At 70.1% G+C, this 17,691-nt stretch carries 14 protein-coding genes; 6 read left to right on the top strand and 8 right to left on the bottom strand.

Annotation, left to right across the window (positions count from 1 at the left end; translation table 11 throughout):
- Positions 1-254: 254 nt before the first annotated feature.
- Both DDZ18_RS05540 and DDZ18_RS05535 read right to left on the bottom strand, forming a co-directional pair.
- The gene (locus tag DDZ18_RS05540; protein ID WP_109252386.1) at positions 255-578 is read right to left on the bottom strand and encodes an FAD assembly factor SdhE; all 324 of its coding nucleotides are present in this window, start codon (positions 576-578) and stop codon (positions 255-257) included.
- Positions 579-657: 79 nt separating this feature from the next.
- Complete coding sequence (locus DDZ18_RS05535; RefSeq protein WP_109252385.1) at positions 658-2,658, bottom strand: vWA domain-containing protein; 2,001 nt, start codon at positions 2,656-2,658, stop codon at positions 658-660.
- Between the two features lie 150 nt (positions 2,659-2,808).
- Here DDZ18_RS05535 and recG point away from each other — a divergent pair, with 150 nt between their 5' ends.
- Positions 2,809-4,905, top strand: coding sequence for an ATP-dependent DNA helicase RecG (gene recG, locus DDZ18_RS05530; protein ID WP_109252384.1), 2,097 nt, complete (start codon positions 2,809-2,811; stop codon positions 4,903-4,905).
- A gap of 180 nt (positions 4,906-5,085) precedes the next feature.
- Here the strand turns inward: recG and DDZ18_RS05525 are convergent, their stop codons facing one another.
- On the bottom strand, positions 5,086-5,787 hold the full coding sequence (locus tag DDZ18_RS05525; protein WP_109252383.1) for a DUF502 domain-containing protein: 702 nt from the start codon (positions 5,785-5,787) through the stop codon (positions 5,086-5,088).
- A gap of 146 nt (positions 5,788-5,933) precedes the next feature.
- On the opposite strand from DDZ18_RS05525, the gene DDZ18_RS05520 reads away from it, so the two are divergent.
- Complete coding sequence (locus tag DDZ18_RS05520) at positions 5,934-7,157, top strand: DUF3089 domain-containing protein (RefSeq protein WP_109252382.1); 1,224 nt, start codon at positions 5,934-5,936, stop codon at positions 7,155-7,157.
- Here the strand turns inward: DDZ18_RS05520 and rfaE2 are convergent.
- Together rfaE2 and kdsA are read right to left on the bottom strand one after the other, a co-directional pair.
- The gene (gene rfaE2 / locus DDZ18_RS05515) at positions 7,154-8,623 is read right to left on the bottom strand and encodes a D-glycero-beta-D-manno-heptose 1-phosphate adenylyltransferase (protein ID WP_109252381.1); all 1,470 of its coding nucleotides are present in this window, start codon (positions 8,621-8,623) and stop codon (positions 7,154-7,156) included. The genes DDZ18_RS05520 and rfaE2 overlap by 4 nt on opposite strands.
- A gap of 15 nt (positions 8,624-8,638) precedes the next feature.
- Positions 8,639-9,514, bottom strand: coding sequence for a 3-deoxy-8-phosphooctulonate synthase (gene kdsA, locus DDZ18_RS05510; RefSeq protein ID WP_109252380.1), 876 nt, complete (start codon positions 9,512-9,514; stop codon positions 8,639-8,641).
- 122 nt (positions 9,515-9,636) lie between these two features.
- Here kdsA and DDZ18_RS05505 point away from each other — a divergent pair, with 122 nt between their 5' ends.
- From DDZ18_RS05505 to DDZ18_RS05490, 4 genes are read left to right on the top strand one after another with little or no spacing between them, the layout of a single operon-like run.
- Complete coding sequence (locus tag DDZ18_RS05505; protein WP_109252379.1) at positions 9,637-11,082, top strand: cryptochrome/photolyase family protein; 1,446 nt, start codon at positions 9,637-9,639, stop codon at positions 11,080-11,082.
- Positions 11,079-12,446: an NAD(P)/FAD-dependent oxidoreductase gene (locus tag DDZ18_RS05500; protein ID WP_109252378.1), complete on the top strand. Its 1,368-nt coding sequence runs from the start codon at positions 11,079-11,081 to the stop codon at positions 12,444-12,446. Before DDZ18_RS05505 ends, DDZ18_RS05500 begins: the two co-directional genes overlap by 4 nt.
- Positions 12,443-13,261 carry a DUF1365 domain-containing protein gene (locus tag DDZ18_RS05495; protein ID WP_109252377.1) on the top strand — a complete coding sequence of 273 codons (819 nt, stop codon included), beginning with the start codon at positions 12,443-12,445 and terminating at the stop codon, positions 13,259-13,261. Before DDZ18_RS05500 ends, DDZ18_RS05495 begins: the two co-directional genes overlap by 4 nt.
- A gap of 49 nt (positions 13,262-13,310) precedes the next feature.
- Positions 13,311-14,555, top strand: a complete 1,245-nt coding sequence (locus DDZ18_RS05490; protein WP_199241132.1) for an SAM-dependent methyltransferase — start codon at positions 13,311-13,313, stop codon at positions 14,553-14,555.
- 111 nt (positions 14,556-14,666) lie between these two features.
- On the opposite strand, the gene DDZ18_RS05485 is transcribed toward DDZ18_RS05490, so the two are convergent.
- The 3 genes from DDZ18_RS05485 to DDZ18_RS05475 are packed head-to-tail and all read right to left on the bottom strand — an operon-like array spanning position 14,667 to position 17,686.
- The gene (locus DDZ18_RS05485; RefSeq protein ID WP_109252376.1) at positions 14,667-15,455 is read right to left on the bottom strand and encodes an SDR family NAD(P)-dependent oxidoreductase; all 789 of its coding nucleotides are present in this window, start codon (positions 15,453-15,455) and stop codon (positions 14,667-14,669) included.
- Positions 15,452-17,002, bottom strand: a complete 1,551-nt coding sequence (locus DDZ18_RS05480) for a cryptochrome/photolyase family protein (RefSeq protein WP_109252375.1) — start codon at positions 17,000-17,002, stop codon at positions 15,452-15,454. The genes DDZ18_RS05485 and DDZ18_RS05480 overlap by 4 nt, the downstream gene beginning before the upstream one ends.
- A 3-nt stretch (positions 17,003-17,005) precedes the next feature.
- Positions 17,006-17,686, bottom strand: coding sequence for a DUF6134 family protein (locus DDZ18_RS05475; protein ID WP_109252374.1), 681 nt, complete (start codon positions 17,684-17,686; stop codon positions 17,006-17,008).
- Positions 17,687-17,691 lie beyond the last annotated feature (5 nt).

Here is a 17,691-nt window from a genome sequence, read left to right as displayed (position 1 = left end):
TCCCCCTGTCGCGGGGTCTTTTTACGTAGCCCCCCCCCTCTCGGAGGGGGCTGGCCGCCTTTCCCCCCTCCGGCTTCGGCATCGCCTCAGCCACCTCCCCCGTGAACGGGGGAGGAAACCAGCGCCCGGGTCTCCTTCCATCTCTGAAACCCCGGCCGACCGCAGGGAGAGCCGGGGCCTCTTGGCGATCATGCGCCGCGAGGTCCCGGATCGCGCCTGCGGCGCGTCCGGGAATTCACTCGCCGCCGCGTCCCCTACCCCTTCGGCCCGTCGCCGGCGGCGGCGTCGGCCTCGAAGCGGAAGGCCTTGAGCGCGCGCATCACCGGGCCGTCGAAATTCGCCGGCGTCTCGGCGGCCCCGCAGATCCACTGGTAGACCTCGGCGTCCGGAGCGTCGAGCAGGCGTTCGAACTCGTCGAGCTCGGCGGCGCTCAAGCCCTCCAGCCGGTCCTCGGCGAAGCGGCCCATGATCAGGTCGGCCTCCTTGAAGCCGCGCCGCCAGGCGCGGAAGCGCAGGCGCTTGCGGCGGTCGGCGTCGGCGATCGGCGCGTTCGGGTCGGAGAAGGGATCGTCGCTCATGGGGCGCGCATATAGCGCGGGGGGATGAGGCCGTGAAGGGCGGGCGCAGCAGGTTGCGCCGCCCTTCGCCCGGCGTCGTCTACTCGGCGGCCACCTCGAAGCGCGCCCGGGCGAACACCGCCGCGTCGCCGCCCGACAGGTAGCGGACCTCCCAGGTCCCGGGCTGCTCGGGGGCGGTCAGGCTCACCGCGCCGCCGGAATCGGCGACATAGGCGTAGCTCTCGTAAGCGCGCCTGGGCGCATCGGGCCGGGCGATGGCGATGTAATCGCCCTCGTTCTCCGGACCCGTCCACGCGATCGCGATGTCCTCGCCGGCGCGCGCAGTTTCGGGCGGCTCCACCGAGGCCTCGACCGGCAGCACGTCAACCCGGGTCCGGGCGAAGGTCCGGTCGTCCGCCCCGGAGAGATAGCGCAGCTCCCACTCGCCGGGTTCGTCGGGCGCGCGCAGGCTGACGGCCCCGCCGGAGTCGGCGACATAGGCGTAGGTCCCGTAGGTTCCCTCCCCGGCCTCCGGCTCGACGATCGTGATGTAGTCGCCCTCGTTGTCGGGGCCCGTCCAGGCGATCGCGAAATGCGCGCCGGCGCCGACCTCGGCGGGCGCGTCGAGCGCGGCCTCCACGGCCTCGACCTCGAATGTCGCGCGGGCGTAGACCGCGCCGTCGCCGCCGGAGCGGTAGCGCGCCTGCCAAGTCCCGGGCTCGTCGGGCGCGCGCAGCTCCACGGTTCCGCCGGAGCCTTCGGTGTAGGCGTAGCGGGCGTATTCGCCGTCCGGGGCGTCGGGGCGGACGATGGTGATGTAATCGCCCTCATTGTCCGGACCCGACCACGCGATCGCGACCGACGAGCCCGCTCCGACGGTCTCCGGAACCTCCAGCGACGCCGCGGTTTCGGTGACCGAGAAACGGCGCGCGGCGAGCGTCCGGCCCGCCTCGGACATGTGCCGAACCTCGTAGACGCCCGGCTCGTCGGGCGCGCGCAGCTCGACCTCGCCGCGCTCGCCCGGAGCGTATTCGTAGCGGCCATACGCGCCTTCGCGCGCGTCGGGCTCGACATGGGTGATGTAGTCGTCGTCGCCGGCCGGGCCGGAATAGGAGACGGTCAGGAAGGCGCCGGCCGCGACCTCGTCGGGCGCCTCGAGGCGCGCGTCCGGCAGCGCGAACGCCACGGTGAGGGTCGCGGTTTCGCCCGCCTCGGCGACGATGTCGGCGCTCGCCTCCTCGTCCCCCCGCGCGGCGGTGACGGTGTAGGCGCCGGGCGGGGCGGCGATGTCGGGTTGCGGCCCGTCGGGATCGGGCAGGTCAATGTCCGCCTCGGCGGCGATCGTCCATTCGACCCCCGAGCGGATCACCGGACCGCCCTCGCCTTCGAGCGCGCGCAGGCGCAGCGTGGCGTCGGCCGCCGCGCCGCCGGTCTCGGCCAGCGCCTGCGAGAGCTCCTCGGCCGAATCCGCGGAGACGTAGCGCCCGCCCGTGTTCTCGGCGATGCAGCTGAGCTGGGCGATGGTGTCGGGGTCGGCGACGTCGAAGCCCACGACATGGGCGGTGAAGGCGACGCCGCGGGCTTCCAGCGCTTCGGCGACGGCGCAGGGATCGGCGTTGCAGGTCTCGCGGCCGTCGCTGACCAGGATGACGCTGGCGGGCCGGTCCTCGAAGGCCAGCTGTTCGGCGGCCATCGAGACGGCCGCCGACATCGGCGTCTTGCCGCGCGGGGTGAGCCCGGCGAGCGCCTCGGCGAGTTCGGGCCGGTCGGGCGCGCCGGTTTCGGCGATCATCTCGATATCGGAGCAGTCGCCCTCGCGGCGGTGGCCGTAGGCCATCAGCCCGACATCCACGTCATCGCTCCAGCCGTCGAGCAGGCCGGAGACGGCCTCGCGGGCGATCTCGATCTTGGGGCGCTCGTCGATCCGGCCCCACATCGAGTTGGAGGCGTCGATCACCAGGATGGCGCGGCCCCGCTCCTGCGGGCTCTCCGGCGGCGCCACCGGCGCTGCCGGCTCCTGGGCGGACGCGGACGCGCCGAGCGCGGCGCAGACGAGCCCCGCCGCCGCGCGGCGAAGCGTGCGCTTGGATGTCGTGTTCATGGCCGTCTCCCCCGGAAAACGCCTTATGCCAATATGACTTGGGATAACGGAACGCTATCGCGATTCAGCGGGCGACGCGATGGCGGGGAGGCGAAACCTCGCGCGCCTGGTCTTCCCCTCACCTGCGGCGCGCGCCATGCTCGCCGCCCCATGCGCCCCGACGTCCTCTACCCCCTGTTCGCCGATCTCACCGCGCTGCCCGGCGTCGGGCCGAAGGTCGCCGGCCTGATCGAGAAGGCCGTCGGCGGCGATCGGGTGAAGGACCTCCTGTTCACGCCGCCGACCGCGATCACGGATCGCACGCGCCGGGTCGGGATCGCCGACGCCGGTGAAGTCGGCGCCGAAGGGATCGTGACCATCGAAGCCGAGGTCGAGGAGCACGTCCCCGGCCGCAATCCGCGCCAGCCCTACAAGGTGCGCATGCGCGACGAGACGGGCTTTCTCCATCTCGTCTTCTTCCATGCCAAGCCGGACTATCTCCGCCGCATCCTGCCCGAGGGCGCGCGCCGGGTGGTCTCGGGCAAGGCCGAGCGCTTCGGCTCGGAGATCCAGATCGTCCATCCCGATCTCGTCGCCGCGCCGGAGGAGCTGACCGAGACCGACCTGCTCCAGCCCGTCTATCCGCTCACCGCGGGGCTCTCGATCAATGTCATGAGGAAGGCCGCCAAGGCCGCGCTCGAGCGCGCGCCCGCCCTGCCCGAGTGGATCGACGAGAGCCTGCTCGCGCGCGAGGGCTGGCCGGCCTGGCGCGCCGCGCTCGCCCGCCTGCATGCGCCCGAGCACGCCGCCGACGCGCACCCCGAGAGCGCGCCGCGCCGGAGGCTCGCCTTCGACGAGCTCTACGCCCACCAGCTGGCGCTCAAGCTCGCCCGCGCCCAGCGGCGGACGAGAAAGGGACGCGAAATCACCGGCGACGGGGCGAAGGTTCGCGCCGTGCTCGACCATGCGCCCTTCCAGCCGACGGACGCGCAGACCCGCGCCTTCGATGCGGTGGCGGCCGATCTCGCCCAGCCCGTCAGGATGATGCGCCTGCTCCACGGCGATGTCGGCTCGGGCAAGACCTTCGTCGCCGCGCTCGCCGCCGCCCGGGCCGCCGAAGCCGGCGTGCAGACGGCGATCATGGCGCCGACCGAGATCCTCGCCCGCCAGCACGCCGCGGTGCTGAAGCCGCTCCTGGAGCCGGCCGGCGTGCGCGTGATCGCCCTCACCGGCCGGGACAAGGGCGCCCAGCGCGCCGAGCTGCTCGACGCGATCGCAAGCGGCGCGGCCCATGTCGTGTGCGGCACCCACGCCCTGTTCCAGGAAGGCGTGGAGTTCGACGATCTGGGCCTGGTGGTGATCGACGAGCAGCACCGCTTCGGCGTCTCCGACCGCCGCAAGCTCGCGACCAAGGGCCGCGCGCCCGACACGCTGGTGATGAGCGCCACGCCCATCCCGCGCACGCTGACGCTGGCCGTATACGGCGATCTCGACGTCTCCCGCCTCGACGAGAAGCCCGCCGGGCGCATCCCGCCGACGACGCGGGTGATGTCGGCCGAACGCCTCGACGAGGTGATCGAGGGGCTGCGCCGGGCGCTCGACCGGGGCGAGCGGGCCTACTGGGTCTGTCCGCTGGTCGAGGAGGACGAGATGTCCGAGCTCACGAGCGCCGAGGAACGCTATCGCCAGCTCTCCTACCTGCTCGGCGAGTCCCGCGTCGGGCTCATCCACGGCCGCATGCCGGCGAAGGAGAAGGAGGCCGTCGCCAACAGGTTTCGTAACGGCGAGATCGACCTGCTGGTGGCGACGACCGTGATCGAGGTCGGCGTCGACGCCCCCGACGCGACCATCATGGTGATCGAGCACGCCGAGCGCTTCGGGCTCGCCCAGCTCCACCAGCTGCGCGGCCGCGTGGGCCGCGGCGACAAGGCGTCGAGTTGTTTGCTCATGTATCATGGCAAGCTCGGCGAGACCGCCAAGCGCCGCCTCGAAGTGATGCGCGAGACCGATGACGGCTTCGTAATCGCCGAGGAGGACTGGAAGCTGCGCGGTTCGGGCGACCCGCTGGGGCTGAGGCAGTCGGGCATGCCCGACTATCGCCTCGCCGATCTCGGCGTTCACGCCGATCTCCTGAGCCTGGCCAGCGACGCGGCGGCGTACGCCGCGGGCAAGGACGAGCCCTTCGCCGGCGAGCGCGGCGAGGCGCTGCGCGTCCTGCTCTACCTGTTCGAGCGCGACGAGGGGATACGCCTGATGCGCTCGGCGTGAGGGAGCTGCGCCCGTCCCCCGATCCCCTCATCCTGAGGAGCCCTGTTCCCTCGCGCTTCGAGACGCTCCCCCGGATCAAGTCCGGGGTCGCCCTCAGTATGAGGGAACAGGGCGCCTCGAAGGACGGGGATCGGGAATCCTTCTCTCGACGAAGTCGGGAGTATGGCGTGAGTCGCCCCCCTACCCCGGCCGGTCGGCCTCCGGGTCCTCGGGCGTGAGCCCGGCGCCGGCCTTGACCGGTTCGTCGGCCGGGATCGCCCCGTCGGGCAGCTTGTCGGGCGTGACCAGGCCGAAGGAGATGATCAGCTTGGCGGCCTCCTCGACCGTCATGTCGAGCCGGACGGCCTTGCGCTTGGGCACGTAGAGCAGGAAGCCCGACGTGGGATTCGGCGTCGTCGGCACGAAAACGCCGATGACGGGCTCCTGGTCCTCGCCGACCTCGCGGCGGATCTGGCCTTGGGCGGACGAAGCGACGAAGGCGACCGCGTAGGTGCCCTTGGTCGGGTACTCGACCAGGACAACGTCCTGGAAGGAGTTCTCCCGCTCGCCGAACACGGTCTCGGCGATCTGCTTCACCGCGCCGTAGATATTGCGCACGAAGGGCACGGAATTGACCATCCGTTCGCCCATCCCCAGCAGGGTGCGCCCGAAGATGTTGGCCGCCAGCGCGCCGAGGAAGGTCAGGCCCAGGATGGCGACCAGCAGACCCATGCCCGGGATCGCGAAGGGCAGATAGCTCTCCGGATTGTAGCGCGCGGGGATCAGCGGCTTGATCGTCGAATCGACGAAATTCACGAAGGTGACCACCAGCCAGACGGTGATCGCCGTCGGCGCGGCGACGACGACGCCGGTCAGAAAGCTGTTGCGGAGCCAGCGCAGCAAGGAAAACCGCTCCCTGGGAGGCTTGCGGCCGGATCGCCGCGATCGGGTGGTGGAATCATCCCCGGCCATGGGGCGGCATCATGGCGCCCGCGCGCGGGCGCGGCCAGCGCTTGCGCACACGGCAGCGCCCGGCGTATCGAGGACGCATGACGAACGAGGCGAAATCCGCGCGCAAGCCGCGCCTGACTCTCTGGCTGCTGATCGGCGCGGGCGCGCTCTTCGTCGCGCTCCTGGTCGCGGCGGGCGTGCTGCTGCGCGAACAGATCTTCCAGACCTTCCTCGATCCCGGCGTCCCGTTCCAGACCTACGAGGCGCCGCCGGAGCCGGACTACGCCGGGGACGCGGCGTGGATCGTGCGGCCGGGCTCGAGCTTCGCCGAGACCGAGCGGCCGGCGATCTTCTTCGTTCACCCCACCACCTATGACGGCGGCGAGCACTGGAACGCGCCCTATGATCGGCCCCAGGAGCTCGCCGAGCTCGAGGACATCATCCTGCCGAACTACGCCGCGCCCTTCCTCGTCGAGGAGGCCGGCCTCTACGCGCCGCTCTACCGCCAGGCCGCGCTGTACACCTTCATGAACAATCGCGAGGACGCCGTGCTCGCGCGGCGCTTCGCCTACGAGGACGTACGCCGGGCGTTCGACGCCTTCCGGGACCAGATCGGCGACGAGCGCGCTTTCGTCCTGGTCGGCGTCGGCCAGGGCGCGCTGCACGGGCTCGGCCTGCTGATCGACGAGATCGGGCCGAACGAGGATCTGCGCGGGCGCATGGCGGCGGCCTACCTGCTCGAGGCGCCGGTCCCGATGGACCTGTTCTCCGGCCCGCTGCTCGACACCCCGCCTTGCACCGAGCCGGAGGATGTCCGCTGCGTCATCGGTTACGCCACCGCGCGCAGCAATGACCGCGGCCGCGTCTACGCCCTGTCCGACCGGTGGATGTCGTGGACCCCGACCGGCGAACTCGACTATGTCGAGGGCCGCGGCCTGCTCTGCATCAATCCCCTGCTCTGGACGCGGACGGAGGATTTCGCCCCGGCCCGCCTGCATCGCGGCGGCGCGGCCGCCCAGGGTCTGTCGCTTGCGGATACGCCCTCGCCCATGCCCAGCCAGATGGGCGCGCAATGCCAGAACGGGCTGCTGATGATCGAACGCCCGCGATCGCGCGCGCTGAGGCGGCCGGGCCGGCTCGGCGAGGACCGCCGCGTCGCGCCGTTCAACCTGTTCTATTTCGACCTGCAGTTCGACGCCGCCCGGCGGATCGCGGAAGTCGAGGCCATTCTTGAGGAAGAGCGCCGCTACGCGCCGCCGCTCGGCGAACCCGAGGAAGTCGACGTCGCGCCCGTCGAGCCGGTGGACGGCGACGGCGGCTAGGTTTTCGCCGAGCGCAGCTTCTCGACGATGCCCGTCGTGGAGCGGCCCTCCTCGAGCGGCGCGAGCACGACCTCGCCGCCGGTCTCCCTGACGAAGGCGGCCCCCGGCAGTTCGTCGGCGACGTAATCCGCGCCCTTCACGAGCACGTGCGGACGCACCGCGCGGATCAATTCCGCGGGCGTGTCCTCCTCGAAGACCACCACGCGGTCGACCATTTCGAGCGAGGCGAGCAGAAGCGCCCGGCTCGCCGCATCGTTCACGGGCCGTCCCTCGCCTTTCAACCGCGTCACCGACGCGTCGCTGTTCAGCCCGACGACCAATCGGTCGCAGACCGAGCGGGCGTGGCGCAGCATCGAGAGATGCCCCGGGTGGAGGATATCGAAGCAGCCGTTGGTGAAGCCCACGCGCAACCCGTCGCGACGCCAGGTCTCCGAGAGCGAAGCGGCGGTCTCCCGGCTGATCACGCGCCAGTCAGGCGCCTCGGAGCCGTCCTCGGCGTTCTGCAGCACTTCTTCCGGGCTCACCGTCGCTGTGCCCGCCTTGGCGACGGCTGCGCCCGCGGCGAGGTCGGCCAGCGCCATCGCTTCGGCGAGATCGAGCCGGGCGGCCACGCCGAGCGCCAGAGCCGCGAGCGCGGTGTCGCCGGCGCCGGAGACGTCGAACACCGAGCGCGGCCGTGACCGGTGATGGGCCACCGCGCCGTCCGGGCCGAGCAGGCTCATGCCCGCGGCCCCGCGGGTGACGAGAAGCGCGTCGGTCTCCGGCAGGCGCGCCTTGAGCGCGGCGAGCGCGGCCTCCGCCTCGGCGTCCGAGTTGACCGGCAGGCCGCTTTCGACCGCCAGCTCCTCGGCGTTCGGCTTGATCACGCGCGCGCCGTCATAGCGCGTGTAGTCGCTGCCGCGGGGATCGACACAGACGGGGACGCCGGCCGCGCGCGCCTTGTCGATTACGGCCCGCGACAGGCGCGGCGTGATCACCCCGCGGCCGTAATCCGAAAGCACGAGCACGTCGGTCTCGGCCAGCGCCGCCTCGATGACGGCGAGCACGGCGTCCTCGGTCTCCTCGCCGATCGACCCGGCCGGGTCCCGGTCGACGCAGAGCATCTGCTGATTATTGGCGACGTACCGGATCTTGGTCGGGGTCAAGCGGGCGGACTCGACGACCGGCCGCGCGCCGCCGCCGGCGCAATCCTTTAGCAGCGCGCCGACGGTTTCGCCCTCGGGATCGTCGCCGATCGCGCCCGCGATCGTCGGCTGTCCGCCGAGGCTGGCGATGTTGCGGGCGAGATTGCCCGCCCCGCCGAGCATGGCGACGCGGCGCGTCTCGCTGAGGATCGGCACCGGCGCCTCGCGCGAGATGCGATCGATGTCTCCGTAAACGAAAAAGTCCAGCAGGATGTCGCCGACGCAGAGCGCCCGCATCCCGGCGAGTTCGGACAACAGTCGCGCGGCGAGTTCCCGCTTCATGATCGGCTCCGCGCCCTATTGCGCCGCGGCGGTTCCGGCCTTGGCCAGCTGGTCGAAGGCGAGCAATTCGCGCGCCAGCGCCTCGAACTTGTCGAGCGGGATCATGTTCGGACCGTCGGACGGCGCGTTGTCGGGATCGGGATGGGTCTCCATGAACACCGCCGCCACGCCGATCGAGACCGCCGCGCGGGCGAGATGGGGCACGAATTCGCGCTGGCCGCCGCTGGCGCCGCCGAGCCCGCCGGGCTGCTGGACCGAGTGGGTGGCGTCGAACACGATCGGACAGCCGATCTCGCGCATGATCGGGATGGCGCGCATGTCGGAGACCAGCGTGTTGTAGCCGAAGCTCGCGCCGCGCTCGCACGCGAAGACGTTCGGATTGCCCGAGGCGGTGATCTTGCCGATCACGTTCTTCATGTCCCAGGGCGCCAGGAACTGGCCCTTCTTGACGTTAATCGCCCGGCCGGTCTCGGCGGCCGCGATCAGGAGATCCGTCTGGCGGCACAGGAAGGCCGGGATCTGGATGACGTCGACGGCCTCGGCGGCGATCCTCGCCTGGTCGGCGGTATGCACGTCGGTGAGCACGGGCAGGCCGACGCTTTCGCGGATCTCGGCGAAGATCGGAAGGGACTGCTCGAGGCCGAGACCGCGCGCGCTGCCGAGGCTCGTGCGGTTCGCCTTGTCGTAGGACGTCTTGTAGATCAGCCCGCAGCCGAGCCGCTCGGCCATCTCCTTCAGCGCCGAGGAGACCTCGAGGGCGTGCTCCCGGCTCTCCAGCTGGCACGGGCCCGCGATGAAGGTCAGCGGCAGGTCGTTGCCCACCTCGACCGCCGCGCCGCCGGCGGCGCTCGGGATGCGGACGACGGGATTGGGTTTCGGCTCAGCGTTCAAGGCTCGCTCCGTGATGCGGCGCGCCGGATACGCAGCGCGCGTCGCGCATGATCCATCCGGCCTCGTGATGCGTACTACTCCACAAACCGTATCCCGTCATCCATTGGGCGCTGTTTCACACCTTGTCCGACGCTTCCCGTTCTCCCGCCATCGTCTGGTTCCGGCAGGATCTTCGCCTCGCCGACAATCCCGCCCTGCTCGCCGCCTGCGAGAGCGGCCGGCCGGTATTGCCCGTCTACGTCCTCGACGACGAGACGCCGGGCGACTGGCGGCCCGGCGGGGCGAGCCGGTGGTGGCTCCATCACAGCCTCGCCGATCTTGACCGCGCTTTACAGAACAAGGGCGCCCGGCTCCACCTGCGCAAGGGTCCGGCGGACCGGGTCATTCGCGAACTCGTCGAACAGACCGGCGCCGGCGCCGTTTACTGGAACCGCTGCTACGAGCCCTTCGCGACCGAGCGCGATGCGCGCCTGAAGGCCGCGCTGAAGGAGGCCGGCGTCGAGGCGCGCTCATTCAACGGCTCATTGCTCGCCGAGCCCTGGGAGATCGCGACGAAGGACGGCGGTCCGTACAGGGTGTTCACGCCGTTCTGGAAGGCGCTGCAGGCCCGCGGCGCGCCGCCTGCGCCGGCGCCGGAGCCGGGGTCGATCGAGCACTACGCCGCGCACGGCTCGGACGAACTCGACGCCTGGGGCCTGCTCCCGACGCGTCCGGACTGGGCGGGCGGTCTGCGCAAGACCTGGACGCCGGGCGAAGCCGGCGCGCAGACCCGGCTCGAGGCCTTCATCGAAAGCGCCCTCGACGACTATAGCGAGGGCCGCAACCGCCCGGACCGCGAGTCGACTTCCCGCCTGTCGCCGCACCTGCATTGCGGGGAAATCTCGCCCCGCCAGGTCTGGACCGCCGTCGACGCGGCCGCCGCGCCGCCCGACGCCAACGCCGCCGCGTTCCTCAGCGAGATCGGGTGGCGCGAGTTCAGCCATCACCTGCTCCACCACTTTCCGCGCTTTCCCGACGCGAACTTTCAGTCGAAATTCGACGCCTTCCCGTGGCGCGACGGCGACGAGGCCTTCCGCGCATGGACCCGCGGCGAAACCGGCTTTCCCATCGTCGATGCGGGCATGCGCCAGCTTTGGGAGACCGGCTGGATGCACAATCGCGTGCGCATGATTGTCGCCTCCTTCCTGGTGAAGGACCTGATGATCGACTGGCGCAAGGGCGAAGCCTGGTTCTGGGACACGCTCGTCGACGCCGACCTCGCCAACAACGCGGCGGGCTGGCAGTGGACGGCCGGTTCCGGCGCCGACGCCGCGCCTTTCTTCCGCATCTTCAACCCGATCACGCAGGGTCGGAAATTCGACCCCGATGGCGCCTATGTGCGCCGCTGGGTTCCCGAGCTGGGCGAGATGCCCGCTGACCTCATCCACGCCCCCTGGGAGGCGGACTCCGTGACTCTGGCCGGCGCCGGGGTGCGGCCGGGCGAGACCTATCCCGATCCCATCGTCGACCACGGCGAAGCGCGCAAGCGCGCCCTCGCCGCCTTCAACGCACTCAAGGACGCCGCATGAATACGCTCGATCCCCTGCTTCATGAACGCGCCCGCATCGCCGTCGTCGGCGCCGGGATCGCCGGTCTCGGCGCGGCCTGGGCGCTGCGCGACGTCCACGACGTGACCCTGTTCGAGGCCGAGGACCGTCTCGGCGGTCACGCCAACACGGTCACCATCGATTATGACGGCCGGCCGATCGACGTCGACACCGGCTTCATCGTCTTCAACACGGAGAACTATCCCAACCTCACCGCCCTGTTCGAGCATCTCGGCGTCGACTCCTTCCGCAGCGACATGAGCTTCGGTTTCAGCCTCGGCCCCGAGCTGGAATGGTGCTCCAACGGGCTCAAGGGGCTTTTCGCCCAGCCCGCCAACCTGTTCCGGCCGCGCTTCCTGGGCATGCTGCGCGAGATCCTGCGCTTCAACCGCCTCGCGCCGCGCGATCTCGAGTCCGGCGCGCTGCGCGGCCTTTCCCTCAACGATTATCTCGATCAGGCGGGCTTCGGCGCGCGCTTCCGGGAGTACTACCTCCTGCCGATGGGCGCGGCGATCTGGTCGTCGACCGAGGCGGACATGGCGGGATATCCCGCCGAGGCCTTCGTGCGCTTTTTCAAGAACCACCGCCTGATGAACATGAAGCGGCCGAAATGGCGCACCGTCATCGGCGGCAGCCGCACCTATGTCCGGCGTATCGCGGACGATCTGAAAGCCGCCGGCGTGGAGACCGCCCCGGCGGCGCGATCGGTGCGGCGGATCGGCGGCGGCGTCGCGATCACCGACGCCGACGGCCGCACGCGGCGTTTCGACGAGGTCATCCTCGCGTGCCACTCCGACCAGGCGCTGAAGCTGCTCGCCGACGCCGACTACGAGGAGCGCGAATTCCTCGGCGCCATCCCCTACGCGCCCAACGAGGCCGTGCTGCACCGTGACCAGAGCCTGCTGCCGCGCCGGGAGGCGGCCCGGGCCGCCTGGTGCTATCTTCGCGAGGGCGATCGCGAGAACGCCGCCGTGACCTACGACATGAACCGCCTGCAGGGCATTGATGGCGATTGTCCGCTCTTCGTGACCCTCAACCCGTCGCGCCAGCCCGAACCGGCGCTGACCTTCGCGCGGTTCGAGTACGATCACCCCCAGTTCACCGCCGCGGGCATGGCCGCGCAGCGGATCTTCAACCGCATCCAGGGCGTTCGGAACACGTGGTTCGCCGGGGCCTGGCTCGGCTACGGCTTCCACGAGGACGGGCTGCGTTCCGGGCTGCGCGCCGCGCTCAAGCTGGGCGGCCGCATCCCGTGGGATTTCGTGGAGGGCGATATCGACGGCGGCGGGTTCGGCGCCCGCCTGGAGAACGACCACCACGCAGCGCTGATGACGGCCGCCGAATGACGCACGCCGACCCCGCCCCGCTCGAGATCTACGCCGGACGCACGGTCCACGAACGCCGCGCGCCGTTCAGCCACCGGATGAGCTACCGGCTGGCGCTGATCCTGATCGATCTGGATCGCCTTGATGCGGTCGGCCGGATTTCGCGCCTGTTCTCCGTGGAGCGGTTCAACCTCTACAGTTTCCGCGCCCGCGATCACGGGCCGCGCGACGGCTCGTCCCTGCGCGCCTGGGCCGAGGCGCGCTTCGCCGAGGCCGGCGTGGATATCGACGGCTGCCGCCTGCGGCTGCTCTGCTCGCCGCGCGTGCTCGGCTATGTGTTCAACCCGCTGTCGATCTATTTCGCCGAAGCGCCGGACGGATCGCTGCGCGGCGTCATCTACCAGGTCCACAACACGTTCGGCGACGCCCACGCCTATGTCGCGGCGGCGTCCGGCGCGGCGGTGGAGCGCCAGTCCGCCGACAAGGTCTTCCACGTCTCGCCCTTCTTCGATGTTGGCGGCCGCTACGAGTTCACGCTGCGCCCGCCGGGCGAGCGGTTCACGCTGAGCATTCTCAAGCAGCGCGAGGCCGGTCCGGACTTTGTCGCCACGATGAAGCTCAAGCGCGCCCCGGCGAACAACGGCGCCTTCGCGCGCCTGTTCGCCTCCCAGCCCTTCTCGACCCTCAAGACGATTACGGCGATCCATTTCGAAGCGCTCAAGCTCTGGATCAAGGGCGCGCGCTATCATCCGAGGCCAGAACCGATTTCGAAAACCAGCGTGGCGCAACCGGGGCATCGAAAAGACTCGAAGCCTCTGGTCGCGCCGGCGGAATAGCCTTACCTTTCGTTAAACATTGAAACCGTCCGTGATCGGAGCCGCGCCCATGTCCGACGCCGCCCTCTCCTCTCCCGGATCCGCCATCCCCGCCGACTCGCTGTCGATCTCCTCTCTGAAAGACGTCCCGCGTCTTTTCCGCATGGGGCTGATGCGCCTGCTGAAACTGAAGCGGGGCCGATTGGACGTCGTCCTGCCGGACGGGCGGACGCTTGCGTTCGAGGGCGTGGCGGAAGGCCCGCACGGGGTGCTGAAAGTACACGACTACGCGGTGGCGCGCCGGGTCCTGGCCGGCGGCGATATCGGCTTCGCCGAGGGCTATATGGACGGCCAGTGGACGACCCCGGACCTGCCGGCCGTGCTCGGCGTCTTCTCGGCCAATCTCGACGACATCGAGGGCGTGGCGAGCGGCGGACCGCTCACCCGCTTCGTCCACTGGCTCCAGCACCGCATGCGCGCCAACACCAGACGCGGCGCGCGGAAGAACATCGAGGCGCACTACGACCTCGGCAACGACTTCTACGAGCTCTGGCTCGACCCCTCGATGACCTACTCGAGCGCGCGGTTCGCCGCGTCGGACCAGAGCCTCGAGGACGCCCAGCGCGAGAAATACGCCGCCCTCGCCCGCTCCATCGGGCTGGAGCGGGACCATTCGGTTCTCGAGATCGGCTGCGGCTGGGGCGGTTTCGCTGAGTACGCGGCGAAGGAAGTCGGCGCCAACGTGACCTGCCTCACCCTGTCGCCCTCGCAGCGCGACTACGCGCTCGAGCGCATCCAGCAGCACCAGCTGGGCGACAAGGTCGAAATCAAGCTGCAGGACTATCGCGACGAGACCGGCCGCTACGACCGGGTCGCCTCGATCGAGATGTTCGAAGCCGTCGGCGAGGAATACTGGCCGAGCTTCTTTTCCAAGGTCGGCGAGGTGCTCAAGCCCGGCGGCCGCGCCGGCCTGCAGATCATCACCATCCGCGACGACCTGTTCGAGGACTATCGCGGCCGCGCCGATTTCATCCAGCGCTACATCTTCCCTGGCGGCGTGCTGCCGAGCGTGGAGAAGCTCAAGGAGCAGTTCGCCCGGGCTGGCCTTCTTTTCGACGGCATGGAGGCCTTCGCCGAGGACTACGCCCGCACGCTGAACCAGTGGCTGCACCGCTTCCGCGACGCCTGGGACGAGATCCGCGTGATGGGCTTCGACGAGCGCTTCAAGCGGATGTGGGAGTTCTATCTCGCCTATTGCGAGGCGGGCTTCCGCACCGGCCGCATCGACGTCGCCCAGTTCGCGCTGTCGCGCTGAGGTCGGGCCGGGTCGTCATCGCCGGACTTGTTCCGGCGATCCAGGCTCGCTATCCGCTGGATGACCGGGACAAGCCCGGTCATGACACGGAGTTGGCGGATGCGAGACGCGTCAGTCGTCCCCCGCCTTCCCCCAGCCCGTCTGCTTGCGCACGAGCGGCAGATACCAGGCCTTCGGCAGGGCGTAGATCAGCTTCAGCATCCAGGTGAAACGCCGCGGGAAGGTGATCTCGAAGCGGCGGGACCGGAACCCCGCCGCCATCCGGCGGGCCGCCGTCTCGGGGCTGATCATGAACGGCTTGGGAAATTCATTATCTTCCTGGGCGGGCGTCTCGACGAAGCCCGGCGTGACCGCCTGGACGAGCACGCCGTGACGGTGAAGCTCGATGCGCAGGCACTCGGCCATGTTGAGAAGCGCGGCCTTGGTCGCGCCATAGGCCGAGGCCGTCGGCATGCCGCCGAACGCCGTCGCCGAGGACACGATCGCGATCTGTCCCGATCCGCGCGCGACCATGCGCGGGGCGAGCGCGCAATAACACGCCGCCGTCCCGGCGAGATTGACGTCGAACGTCTTGCGATAGGCGTCGAACTCGGGGGCTTCGGCGGCGACGGGGATGTAGACGCCGGCGTTCAGAACGGCGAGCGCGATCGGTCCGTGCTCGTCTTCGATCCCCGCGACCGTCTCCTCGACCGCGGCGGCGTCGGTGACGTCGAGCGGCGCGGCGTGAATGCGGCCTCGGCCCTCCCCTGCCAGCTCCTCCAGCGCCTCTTGGCTGCGCGCGGAGATGACGACCGTCCAGCCCTGCTGCGCCATGCGTCGGGCCAGCGCGGCCCCGATCCCCGAGCTCGCGCCGGTGATCCAGCACACGCCGTCGGCCGGTGTCGCGGGACGCGGGGTCATGACGCGGTCTCCTCTTCGCGGGCGACGCCGATGCGATCAAAAAAGCGGCGGGCATCCGCGCGCACGGCGGATCGCTTCTCGGCGCTCATGCGGTCGAGCGTGTTGTAGATCATGCCGAGCCGATGGTTGTCCCGCAGCCTGTCTTCGTTCTCGATCAGGAAATTCCAGTAGAGGTAATTGAACGGACAGGCGGTTTCGCCGGTCTTCGCCTTCACCGAGTAGGCGCAGCCCGCGCAGTGATTGCTCATCCGGTCGATATAGGCGCCGCCGGCGGCGTAGGGCTTGGTCGCCATCAGCCCGCCGTCGGCGTAGAGCGCCATGCCGTGCGTGTTCGGCGCCTCCACCCATTCATAGGCGTCGGCGTAGACGGCGAGATACCAGGCGTTGACCTCGGCCGGGTCGACCCCGGCCAGAAGCGCGAAATTGCCCGTCACCATCAGCCGCTGGATGTGGTGAGCGTAGGCGTGCTTGCGCGTGGTGCGCACCACGTCGGCGACGCAGGCCATGTCGGTTTCGCCGGTCCAGTAGAAGTCCGGCAGCGGGCGCGTCGCCGCGAGATGGTTGCGCTCGAGATAGCCCGGCATGAAGCGCCAGTAGATCCCGCGCACGAACTCGCGCCAGCCGAGGACCTGCCGGATGAAGCCCTCCACGGCGTTGATCGGCGCTTCGCCGTCGCGCCAGGCCTGCTCGGCGACGCGGCAGACGGCCATCGGGTCCAGCAGCCCGGCGTTGAGATACATCGACAGGACGGAGTGGAAGAGGAAGGCCTCGCCTTCGGCCATTGCGTCCTGGTAATCGCCGAAGCGTGGCAGGGCGTGGGCGACGAACCAGTCGAGCTGGGCTTCGGCGTCCGCGGAGGCGACCGCGTAGCCGAACGGCTCGAGATCGCCGAAGTGATCGGCGTAGCGGTCGGCCACCGTGTCCAGAACCTCGCGCGTGATCGCGTCGGGCGCGACGGCCGGACGCTCGGGAATGTCGATTCCCGTGGGCAGCGCCTGGCGGTTGTCATGGTCGAAGTTCCATCGGCCGCCGGCGGGTTCGTCGCCCTCCATCAGCAGGCCCGTCTCGCGACGCATCTCGCGGTAGAAATACTCCATGGTGAGCCGCTTGCGGCCCTCGGCCCAGGCGTCGAAGCGCTCGCGCGAGCAGATGAAGCGATCGTCGCGGCGCACCTGTACGGGAACGCCGAGCGCCCCGGGCCAGCTCTCCATCTCTTCGCGCAGCCGATATTCGCCGGGCTCCACCGCGACCACCTCGTCGAATCCGCCCGGCTCCAGGGCGCGGGCGACCTCGCCGCGCAGGTTGTGCGTATTGTCCGGATCGTCGATGCGCGTGTAGGCGATCCGGACGCCTTCGGCCTCCAGCTCGGCGGCGAAATGGCGCATCGCCGAGAAGACGAAGGCGATCTTCTTCTTGTGGTGACGCACATAGGTCGCCTCGGTGTCGACCTCCGCCATCACGACCAGATCCGCCTCGGGGTCGAGGTCGCGCAGGCTGGCGATGTCGCGCGTCAGCTGGTCGCCCAGGACGAGGCGGAGAGCAGCCATGGCTCAGCTGAAGCTTTGCGGCGGCGCGCGGCGGACATAGCGGATCGACTGGCCGCGGGCTTCGAAGGCGCAGCCGGCCCAGTGGCCGTTCTCGTCATACCAGAGATCGACGGTGATATCGCTGACGACGCGGAACCGGTGAGCGCGGATCGTGCCGCCGTCTCCCGCGATGCGCTCCTCGCCGAGATACTGCACGTCGACCGGCAGGGGCCGCCCGGTCTCGGTGCTGATCATCCGGTCGAGCTCGACGCCGTAGCGATGCCAGTGCGAGGACGGCGGCGGCGCCGACTGGAACAATTCGTCGAAAGCCCCGGCCTCGTCCTCGCCGCGGACCCGCAGGCCTTCGCGCGTGCGCTCGGCCGCCACGCGGTAAGTCTCGCCGTCCTTCAGCGTGCGCGCGCGCAGCGAGACGAGCTCGTCGCCGCGCCAGCGTTCCGTGGACTCGTGTTCGTAGCGGAACATGGTGATCGGACCGAGGCCGGCCCGGAGGCGAATGGAGACGTCGACTTTGAGCGCATCTTCTTCTTCGGAGAACTCGACGCGATGCTCGCCGAATTCCGCATTCCCGCGATAGACGTCGAACACGATCGACTGGCCCGGGCGGGGCTCGGGCTCCGGCGCGACGTCCGCGACGGCGGCCGGCGCGGCGGCGAGGCAAACGACGAATGCGAGGGCGCGGATCATGAGGG

The sequence above is a fragment of the Marinicauda salina genome (assembly GCF_003122085.1).
GTDB lineage: Bacteria > Pseudomonadota > Alphaproteobacteria > Caulobacterales > Maricaulaceae > Maricicauda_A > Maricicauda_A salina.
This window is presented reverse-complemented; position numbering and strand designations above follow the sequence as displayed.

Excerpts from the sequence above, each read along its gene's own strand:
- DDZ18_RS05540 (WP_109252386.1), bottom strand. The coding sequence starts at position 578 with ATGAGCGACGATCCCTTCTCCGACCCGAACGCGCCGATCGCCGACGCC.
- DDZ18_RS05535 (WP_109252385.1), bottom strand. The coding sequence starts at position 2,658 with ATGAACACGACATCCAAGCGCACGCTTCGCCGCGCGGCGGCGGGGCTC.
- recG (WP_109252384.1), top strand. The coding sequence starts at position 2,809 with ATGCGCCCCGACGTCCTCTACCCCCTGTTCGCCGATCTCACCGCGCTG.
- DDZ18_RS05520 (WP_109252382.1), top strand. The coding sequence starts at position 5,934 with ATGACGAACGAGGCGAAATCCGCGCGCAAGCCGCGCCTGACTCTCTGG.
- rfaE2 (WP_109252381.1), bottom strand. The coding sequence starts at position 8,623 with ATGAAGCGGGAACTCGCCGCGCGACTGTTGTCCGAACTCGCCGGGATG.
- DDZ18_RS05500 (WP_109252378.1), top strand. The coding sequence starts at position 11,079 with ATGAATACGCTCGATCCCCTGCTTCATGAACGCGCCCGCATCGCCGTC.
- DDZ18_RS05495 (WP_109252377.1), top strand. The coding sequence starts at position 12,443 with ATGACGCACGCCGACCCCGCCCCGCTCGAGATCTACGCCGGACGCACG.
- DDZ18_RS05490 (WP_199241132.1), top strand. The coding sequence starts at position 13,311 with ATGTCCGACGCCGCCCTCTCCTCTCCCGGATCCGCCATCCCCGCCGAC.
- DDZ18_RS05485 (WP_109252376.1), bottom strand. The coding sequence starts at position 15,455 with ATGACCCCGCGTCCCGCGACACCGGCCGACGGCGTGTGCTGGATCACC.
- DDZ18_RS05480 (WP_109252375.1), bottom strand. The coding sequence starts at position 17,002 with ATGGCTGCTCTCCGCCTCGTCCTGGGCGACCAGCTGACGCGCGACATC.
- DDZ18_RS05475 (WP_109252374.1), bottom strand. The coding sequence starts at position 17,686 with ATGATCCGCGCCCTCGCATTCGTCGTTTGCCTCGCCGCCGCGCCGGCC.